5 protein-coding genes are annotated in these 9,132 nt (G+C 42.6%); 2 read left to right on the top strand and 3 right to left on the bottom strand.

Annotated elements, in window-relative coordinates; translation table 11 throughout:
* Positions 1 to 199: 199 nt before the first annotated feature.
* Positions 200 to 2,527 carry a transglycosylase domain-containing protein gene (locus tag KXD93_RS23485; RefSeq protein ID WP_258139823.1) on the bottom strand — a complete coding sequence of 776 codons (2,328 nt, stop codon included), beginning with the start codon at positions 2,525 to 2,527 and terminating at the stop codon, positions 200 to 202.
* A 114-nt stretch (positions 2,528 to 2,641) separates the two neighbouring features.
* Here KXD93_RS23485 and KXD93_RS23490 point away from each other — a divergent pair, with 114 nt between their 5' ends.
* Positions 2,642 to 3,511: a polyphosphate kinase 2 family protein gene (locus KXD93_RS23490; protein ID WP_258139824.1), complete on the top strand. Its 870-nt coding sequence runs from the start codon at positions 2,642 to 2,644 to the stop codon at positions 3,509 to 3,511.
* Positions 3,512 to 3,727: 216 nt separating this feature from the next.
* A complete protein-coding gene (locus KXD93_RS23495; protein ID WP_258139825.1) occupies positions 3,728 to 4,963 on the top strand; it encodes a vanadium-dependent haloperoxidase in 1,236 nt (411 codons plus the stop codon).
* 93 nt (positions 4,964 to 5,056) lie between these two features.
* Here the strand turns inward: KXD93_RS23495 and KXD93_RS23500 are convergent, their stop codons facing one another.
* Both KXD93_RS23500 and KXD93_RS23505 read right to left on the bottom strand, forming a co-directional pair.
* Positions 5,057 to 5,701: a hypothetical protein gene (locus KXD93_RS23500; protein ID WP_258139826.1), complete on the bottom strand. Its 645-nt coding sequence runs from the start codon at positions 5,699 to 5,701 to the stop codon at positions 5,057 to 5,059.
* A 63-nt stretch (positions 5,702 to 5,764) separates the two neighbouring features.
* Positions 5,765 to 8,812 carry a GH92 family glycosyl hydrolase gene (locus tag KXD93_RS23505; RefSeq protein ID WP_258139827.1) on the bottom strand — a complete coding sequence of 1,016 codons (3,048 nt, stop codon included), beginning with the start codon at positions 8,810 to 8,812 and terminating at the stop codon, positions 5,765 to 5,767.
* Between the last annotated feature and the right edge of the window lie 320 nt (positions 8,813 to 9,132).

Consider the following 9,132-nt stretch of genomic DNA (forward strand, 5'->3'; position numbering starts at 1 on the left):
AGAGGAATCTTTGGGCTCTGGTTAAAACGGGGAGACGTTTATTCATATGGCGATAAATAGAATAAGCTAAAGTAGATAAAAAGTTGTGTTTGGTTGTAAGGGTTGTAAAAGTTGTAAATGTTAAGATTCATCATAATAAATAGCTTTTTAACATTTACAACTCCTACAACGTCTTCAACAATTATAACTACTGCCAAAATTAACGATCCGTTGCCTTTGGCTTCGTATCATCCGGTACTGCTGCCGGTGGCGGCGCTACCTTAGTGGTATCCAGCGGCCTGAATAAGCTATCCGTTGAAGCAGAATCAACAACTGGTATCGGCGATGGACAATCATATTTCTTGGTGATCTTGCTCCATGGTTTCGGGAACGGCCCCGGGGTATAGCCCGATTTAGGATCGGCATAAACTTTTTCCATAAAACGGGCAAAAATCGGCAATGCCGTGTGCGAGCCTTCGCCGGTTTCGGAACTGGTAAAGTGTACGCTGCGGTCATCGTCTCCAACCCAAACACCTGTTACTAAATCTTTTGTGATGCCCATATACCAGCCGTCGACATATTTTGACGACGTACCTGTTTTGCCGCCAATCTGGTTGCTGCTCTTTTTCCACAAGCCCGGATATTCCCATAGAGCTTGAGAAGTGCCACCCGGTTCTTCCATACCGCCGCGGAACATGTATAGCATCAGCCATGCTGTTTCCTCGCTGATTACCTGCACTTCTTTTTTGGTAAACTCTTCTAATGTGTTTCCGTCCTGGTCGGCAATTTTTGTTACCAGTATCGGATCAACTTTTTTTCCGCGATTAAGGAAGGTGCTGTATGCCCGCACCATTTCGTAAACCGACACATCGTTTGATCCCAATGAAACAGATGGGATAGCTCTTAAAGGGCTTTCGATACCCACTTTATGGGCATATTGAACAATTTTATCCCAGCCTACCTTCTCAGTAAGCTGCGCGGTAATAGAGTTTACCGATTTTCCCATTGCCCAGCGTAATGACATTTCGCGGTATGAGAAATTGAAGTCGGCATTATTGGGCTCCCAAACCTGGTCGCGGCCTTCATCGGTGTATTTTATAGATACCGGTTTATCGGTAAATTTATCGCAAGGTGTAAATCCATTATCCAACGCAGTTAAATAAGCAAAGGGTTTAAATGTGGAGCCTGCCTGCCTGCGCGCCTGGTTTACGTGGTCGTAATTAAAATAGTGGTAATTGATGCCACCAACCCAAACCTTTATTTTTCCGGTGCTTGGCTCCATGGTCATCATACCTGTATTTAAAAGCTTGGCGTAATATTTTATTGAATCGATAGTAGAGAATGTGGTATCCCGCTCACCGTTCCATGTAAAGATCTTCATGTGCTTACGCTTCTCGAAATACTGGTTAACAAGCTTTTCGTCGTTGTTATATTTCTTTTCCAGTTTGTCATAAATAGGGAGGCGTTCCTCTGCCTTTAACACGAAGTCCTTGATTTCAACACCATTTAAATCCTGCCATGGGTTTTTGTTACCCCAAAGGTTATTAAAGCGCTTTTGCAGCATCTTCATTTTTTCGGTAACGGCTTCCTCCGCGTATTGTTGCAGGCGCGGATCAATGGTTGTGTATATTTTCAAACCGTCTTCGTAAAGATCGTAGTCGTTATCCTTCAACCATTTTTTCAACCAGCGGGCCACCGCCTGGCGAATATACGAATCACCCTGACCCTCATTTTCAACGTAGCTTAAATCAAGTTGGATAGGTTTTATAATGCTGGTGTCGTAATCAGGTTTCTTTAGGTACCCATTTTTAAACATCTGCCCTAAAACAACATTACGGCGCTCCAATGAATGTTTCGGATTATTAATAGGGTTATAAGTTGACGTTGCCTTCAACATGCCAACTAATGTGGCAGCCTCCGCAGGCTTCAGCGCGTCCGGCGTTTTATTGAAGATCTTGAGCGAAGCTGTTTTTATGCCGAAAGTGTTATTACCAAAAGGAACGGTATTTAAATATAAGGTTAAGATCTCTTGCTTGCTGTAAACGTGCTCGATCTTGAAGGCGGTAAGCCATTCCTTACACTTATACACTATCGTTCTGATCACAGGGATGTGTTTTATTATACCCTGCGATTTCTTTTTACGCGTTTCAAACAGGTTTTTTGCCAATTGCTGGGTAATGGTGCTGCCACCGCGCCTGTCGCCGGATGCTGTTGAAAGCATGCTGGTGAAAAAAGAATAAAAATCCACGCCGTTATGGTGATAGAATCTTACATCTTCGGTAGCTATAAGGGCGTTTATAATATTGGGGGAGATTTGCTTGAACTCCACCGGAGAGCGGTTTTCTTTATAATAACGGCCTATCAACGTGCCATCGGCATAATAAACCTCGGATGCAAGCGACAATGTGGGGTTTTTAATGTCGTGCATATCAGGCGAGTAGCCGAAGAGCCAAAGAAAATTTAATTCGATGGAGCAAAAGAAAATGATAATAAAGTAGATGAATATTAAGAAATATCTTAGGAATCGGTTTTTTATTTCCCTGAACATGTGGTAAAGATGTAAAATTATGGCACTATATCATAGCCGTTTTAACAAATAATAACAACGTAAGTTTTGCAGGTAAATTTTAAGTTAACTTGCATTTGCCAATTATATAAAAAGATGGACATAATTAAGAAATTTAAAATAGTTGACGGTGAAAAATTTTCACTGAAGGATTTTGATCCTCGTTATTCCGACGGCTTTAGAAAAGAAGATGCCAGGGCCGTATTGAAAGGATTGATAAGTGAAACAGCAGAACATCAAATAAAACTTTATGCCGCCAATCGCAAATCATTGTTGATCATCTTCCAGGCCATGGATGCAGCGGGAAAGGACGGTGCTATTGCGCATACCATGTCGGGCTTGAATCCACAAGGCTGCGAAGTATACAGTTTTAAGCAACCAGGCCTGGAGGACTATGAGCATGATTATTTGTGGCGGCATTATAAGGCTTTACCGGAATGCGGTAGGATAGGGATCCACAACCGTTCGCATTATGAAAATGTGCTGGTTACCAAAGTTCATCCGGAATTATTGCTAAAGGAAAACCTTCCGGCTATTGATGATGTGAAAAAAGTTAACAAGGCATTTTGGGAACGTCGTTATGAAAGTATCCGAAATTTTGAAAAACATATCACGGATAATGGAACGGTGATCATAAAGTTTTTCCTGCACTTGTCGAAGGATGAGCAAAAGGAGCGGTTTTTAAAACGTATTGACGACCCCAAAAGAAACTGGAAATTCAGTGCCGGCGATATAGTGGAGCGGCAATATTGGGATGAATACATGGATGCCTATGAGAAGGCTATAAAGGAAACTGCTACTTCGAAAGCTCCATGGTATGTTATTCCGGCTGATAAAAAGTGGTTCACGCGGATTGCAATATCCACCGTTGTTTTGAAGACGTTGAAAGAACTGGATCTGAAATTCCCGGTATTGCCAAAAGAGGAAAAGGAAAAGCTGGACGAGGCAAGGAAGTTATTGATATGATTAAATGTTTGAACCATAATTAAAGGATAAAAGGATTATCAGGATGGATGGTCAAATAGTATATGCCAGGTTTAGGTTGATCTCATAAGAATTATGTTCATCCTCAAATCCTAAAAATCATAGTTCAAAAAGATAATGTTAAGTAAATATTAATTATTCTACTATTTCTATAGATATTATATAGTTTTATATATTTGCTGGTATATTTAACTTATCATGAATAAAGCTTTATTAATCACAACATTAATCGGTACCGGGATCTTATCCATAGATAGCACCTTTGCCCAGCAAAAACCTATTGATCCCATAGTTCAATGGAACCTCATCACAGTTAAAGCCACCAAAATCGCGAAGCAAAACAGCAACCTCGGCAGTCGCACAGAAGCTATTGAAGCTATTGCGGTTTACGATGCGGTAAATTCAATTAAACATATCGGGACACCATATCACTACAATAAATCAGTTTCCGGTTCGGCATCGGCTACTGCCGCTGCAGTGCAGGCGGCTCATGATGTGCTGACAGGCCTTTTCCCGGCACAGAAACCATCGCTTGATTCGGCATTGGCCAATAGCCTCCAGGGTATCACAGACGGGCCGGTCGATAAGGGACAGGCAATTGGCGCAGCTTCCGCTGCGGATATTCTTGCGTTAAGGGCGAATGATGGCTCAAGTCCACTAACTACTTATGCTGGGATAGAAAAACCGGGAGTGGGAGCATACCGCCCAACGCCGGGTAAATTTGCGCCGGGCATAGATGTGGAATGGGGTAATGTAAAGCCGTTTTTATTAAAGGATAGTAAACAATTTTTACCAGCGCCTCCGCCAGCCATCGGCAGCGATGATTATAAAAAGGCATTAACTGAGGTAAATGAGCTTGGTGAAATTAAAAGCACCAAACGCACAGAAGATCAAACCCATATCGCCCAGTTTTACAAGCAGGATGCTGAGCTGACAGTCAACGAGGGTGCCAGATTACTTGCTGTCGCCCACGGTACTTCATTAGAGGATAATGCATTGATTTTTGCTTTGGTTGATATTGCTGAAGCCGATGCGCGTATCGAGGTATGGGGCGGAAAGTATAAATACCTTGCATGGCGCCCTGTAACAGCTTTAAATGCAGAAGAAGACGGGTCGGTAAAAGCATATACCAAATGGACTCCGTTGATTACTACACCTGCACATCCAAGTTTCCCCAGCGGACACAGCGCAACAGTTACCGCTGGTTATGAGATCTTAAAGAAATTTTATGGTGATAAAAACCATTTGGAACTGCATACCACAACCGACGGTGAACCTGTCCGCGTGGTTGAATCGTTAAGCCAGGTTGAGTTTGAAAATGGATACAGCCGCGTTTATGGCGGGATACATTATAATTTTGAGAATAGTTCGGCGCAGGATATTGGCAGGAAAGTAGCCGGATGGGTGTTGGCTAAAGGGCCAAGGAAAAAATGATCACAGATGTTAGCTGATTTTTTTGATGAAGCTGATAGTTATTTAGCCCAGAACCTTACGAAGTTTTTAAAATTTCGTAAGGTTTAAATCTCTTTACCAAAACTTCCACCATGGTTTTAGAACTTCGTGTTTTGGTTCTGGAGTGTTTTCCATAAGCAATATATTTTCAGGAGGGCTAATTTTTTCGCGTCTGAAAAAATATCCTTTTATAAATTGAGTGTAAGTACCGATGTTCTCATAATCCGGATTAAGTTGTAAATCCTTAAGATCTGCCAGCATATCGGGATATTTACCTGCCAATGTTGGTTCGGATTCAAACCGGGATTCAACGTAGTCGATAACTTTTTCAATTTCATGCCCTACGGTTATAGCTTCCCGGTCTAACATCATACCGGTGTCCATATTGGTTGCATTATACTTGGCATCGTATAAAATGAATGTATCCTCTAATTGTCCAAGACTAAATAAGTAAAAGCATTGCTGGTATAAATCGGCATTGGTAAAGGTAGCACGATCACAGATAACGTCCTCCGTAAATAAACTTCTAATAAGTTCAATATCGAGCAGAGAAAAATCATTCAAAAGTCCATTTACAATTTCAATCCTGAATTCAAGATTTGAGTCGGTGACGCTTTTGCCCTGCATAACAGGTTCAAATCGAAAATATGGCAATACACTTTTTATTGTTTTTTCATCTGGACTATTTCGATACAGATTTATAAGTTCTTGTGCCGTCATTAAAAAAAATGAAATTATATAGAACGTTTTTTAACTAATCTCCAGTCTCTAATCAACTAAACACTACTCCACCACAATCTCATCCGCAAAAATATACGACGGGCTGCCTTTGGCTTCGTGCCAGTCGGGTAGCGGGCCATATTGTTTGGCTATTACCTTGATGAAGCGGGCACTGGTATTCAATTGCCCGACAAAGTCCTGAGTTTGTGGTTTGGTGTCTTTAACATCAATTTTGGTTTTTACAGTTGCAGCTAATGTATACTTCACACCATCATTAGAAGTATAATATTCCACTTCCTTCGGGAAAACGATCCATGAGCCGCTGTCTTGCAATGCCCCAAATGTAACCTGTTTAACGGACTTAACCTGTTGCATGTCTATTATTGCGACCACATCATTTCCCTGGAAGCCCTGCCAGTTGCCGGTGCGCCAGTTTGCTTTGCCGCGGATCCCGTTGATTAGCGTATTATCACCCTGGTCAGCGTAATTGGGCAGGTACTTGTTAACGAGGGTTAGTTTGATGTCATCTCTGATCTTGTTAAAAGTTCCGGTAACCACAAAGCTGGCTTTGCCGCCATCAATAGCTATTGCTTTTATTGTGACGTTTGTCGAAACATCCAATGAACCTGTATATAGGGTTGAGCTTGCTGTAGGAGCAGAGCCATCCGTGGTATAAAAGATCTTCGCGTTTTTATCCGCCGCCTTTATTTCAATTTTGAATGGCTGCTTGAATGTTTTTGATGGTGCGATGATATACGGATCGGATATGATCAGGCTATCAGTGATCTTAGATGTTGGTTTTTCCAGCCCCTGTACAAAAATGCTGTTTGGCAACTTGCCGGTAAGTACCTCGAAATCGCCACCATTGGCGATATCATCGTAGTTAAGGTACAGTTTGTTGTAAACCTTTTTGTTCAAAGTCATGCCCTGCAGGTAAATATTTGCACGGGTTACGCCTGCGCCGGGGTTGGTGATGGTGAATTTTTTGCCATTCTCTAAATTAATAACCGCCTTGTCAAACTGCGGAATGCCAATTTGAAATTGCTGTTGACCAGGAGCAATATTATAGATCCCCAGCGAGCTGATCACATACCAGGCCGACATCTGCCCGCAATCTTCGTTACCCGACAAACCATCTGGTTTATCGCTGTATTCCTCGCGTAAAATGCGACTGATGTATAGTTGTGTTTTTTCGGGCGCATCGGTAAAATTATAGAGGTAAGCCATATGGTGGCTCGGTTCGTTGCCATGTGCATACTGGCCGATCAAGCCGCTTACATCAGGCTGATCGTGTCCGCTCAATTTTGAATCCGTTGTGAACAATTCGTCCAATTTCTTTTCAAACGCAGCTCTGCCGCCCATACGGTCTGCTAATCCTTCCACATCCTGCGGCGCAAGGAATGAATATTGCCAGGAATTGCCTTCGGTATAGTTGCTGTTGATTTCCGTTGGTTCAAAAGGCGTGAACCAGCCGCCATTGCTGCGCGCCTGCATAAAGCCATTCTGATCGTTAAAGTTGTTTTTCCAGTATTGGGCGCGTTTAATGAATTCAGCATAATCCGCTGGTTTGTTCAGCATTTTTGCCATTTGGGCGATACACCAATCATCAAAGGCATATTCCAGTGTTTTTGAAACAGACTCATGCTCATCATCAGACAACACCACACCATTTTTACGGTATGAGTCCAATCCAAACTGGTTGCGGTTAACGGCGGCTTTCATGGCTGTAAATGCTTCATCCACATTAAAATCCCGGATACCCTTTGCGTAAGCGTCAACAATAACCGGGATGGAGTGGTTGCCCACCATGCAATAAGTTTCATTAGATGCTAAAGGCCAAATTGGTAATAAACCGCCCTGCTCGTACATCGCCAAAAAAGATTTTATAAAATCAAGCGTGCGTTTGCGATCGATGAGGTTTAACAGCGGGTCTTCAGCGCGGTAGGTATCCCACAAAGAAAATACGGTATAATAATTAAAACCATCAGCTTTGTGCACTTTTTGATCCATGCCGCGGTACTGGCCATCAACGTCGCTATAAACATTAGGGGCGAGCATGGCGTGGTAAAGGGCGGTATAAAAAATGGTATGTTTTTGTTTTACATAATCAATTGTCGGCTGTTTCTTTTGCCCGGCCGGTCGCTTGTATGAGGCTTGCCCATTATAATTAGGATCTTGTGTGTTTTGCGGAACCTGCTGTGCCGATGCAGTGGGTGCACCGCCTTCAACTTCTATTTTCGCCAACTGATCTACCCATAAAGCTTTTGCATCAGCCTGCACCTTTTTGAAGTTGAAATCAGGAACTTCCGCATCCAGGTTCCTTAACGCACCTTCTGCGCTGACAGACGAAATTCCCACCTTGGCGATCACCTCGCCTGGGTTATCAAAGCGGATGTACATTTTGATATTCTTGCCTTGTAATTTGCTTTGGCCGGGTTGTAGTTTGTCGTCGCTGGCTATTCCGTAGGTTTTGAATGGCTTAGAGAATTTAGCGTAGAAGTAAAGCGACTGGTCGCTTGCCCATGAGCTTGAACGGCGGAAACCGCGAATCTCATGATCATTAACCACTTCAACCCATGAATCCAACACCTGGTCGCGGTGTTGCAAATCAATAATAATATTGGCCTCTTTTGTTGATGGGAAACTATAGCGGTGAACGCCGACGCGGGTGCTGGCGGTAAGCTCTACATTGATATTGTATTTATCCAGTAGCGTACGATAATATCCCGGCGTTGCTATCTCGTTCTTTTTTTTAAAACCCGACATGTAATCGGTGTTTTTAAATTTCGGTTCGCCAGTGGTCGGCATAAACAGCACGTCGCAATAATCGGCAATACCGGTACCGCTCAAATGCGTATGCGAAAAACCATAAACGGTGGTGTCGGCATCAAAATAGCCCGAACAGGCATCCCACCCGGGAATCCGGGTATCCGGACTAAGCTGTACCATCCCAAATGGCACTACTGCGCCGGGATAAGTATGCCCGTGTCCGCCTGTGCCGATAAAAGGGTTGACATATTTGGTGAAATCTTTTTTCTTTTGGGCGGATGATGGGATAGCAAAAAATAAAGCAATGCTAAGCAAAAGGATAATGCGGGATAGAGGCCTCATGGAATTAATAATGATTATGAAAGGTAAAAGTAACCGGGATTAAGCAGATTTGGGGGATTTTTTTTGATTTCTTTTTTTATTCCTTTCCCGTTGCTGTGTCCTCACAGCAACCAGCAGGATTTTTTGATGAGAGTAATCTCTCAATAAGAGTCCTAAAATCTCTTTTTCCTATAAATCTTAGTTCAAACCACAAGCATCTCCGGCTGTGGGGACACAGCCGGTGGGGGGGCGCAGACTTACCTTTAGATTAGCTTCAACAAGAATTAATATGTTATTATTATTGTTGAAGCTTTCTTTTTGCTTCTTTTTCTTTGTTAATA

The organism is Mucilaginibacter phenanthrenivorans, assembly GCF_024721155.1.
GTDB classification, from domain to species: Bacteria; Bacteroidota; Bacteroidia; order Sphingobacteriales; family Sphingobacteriaceae; genus Mucilaginibacter; species Mucilaginibacter phenanthrenivorans.

What these genes read in the sequence shown, in the direction of transcription:
- KXD93_RS23485 (WP_258139823.1), bottom strand. Translation starts at nt 2,527, where the DNA reads ATGTTCAGGGAAATAAAAAACCGATTCCTAAGATATTTCTTAATATTC.
- KXD93_RS23490 (WP_258139824.1), top strand. Translation starts at nt 2,642, where the DNA reads ATGGACATAATTAAGAAATTTAAAATAGTTGACGGTGAAAAATTTTCA.
- KXD93_RS23495 (WP_258139825.1), top strand. Translation starts at nt 3,728, where the DNA reads ATGAATAAAGCTTTATTAATCACAACATTAATCGGTACCGGGATCTTA.
- KXD93_RS23500 (WP_258139826.1), bottom strand. Translation starts at nt 5,701, where the DNA reads ATGACGGCACAAGAACTTATAAATCTGTATCGAAATAGTCCAGATGAA.
- KXD93_RS23505 (WP_258139827.1), bottom strand. Translation starts at nt 8,812, where the DNA reads ATGAGGCCTCTATCCCGCATTATCCTTTTGCTTAGCATTGCTTTATTT.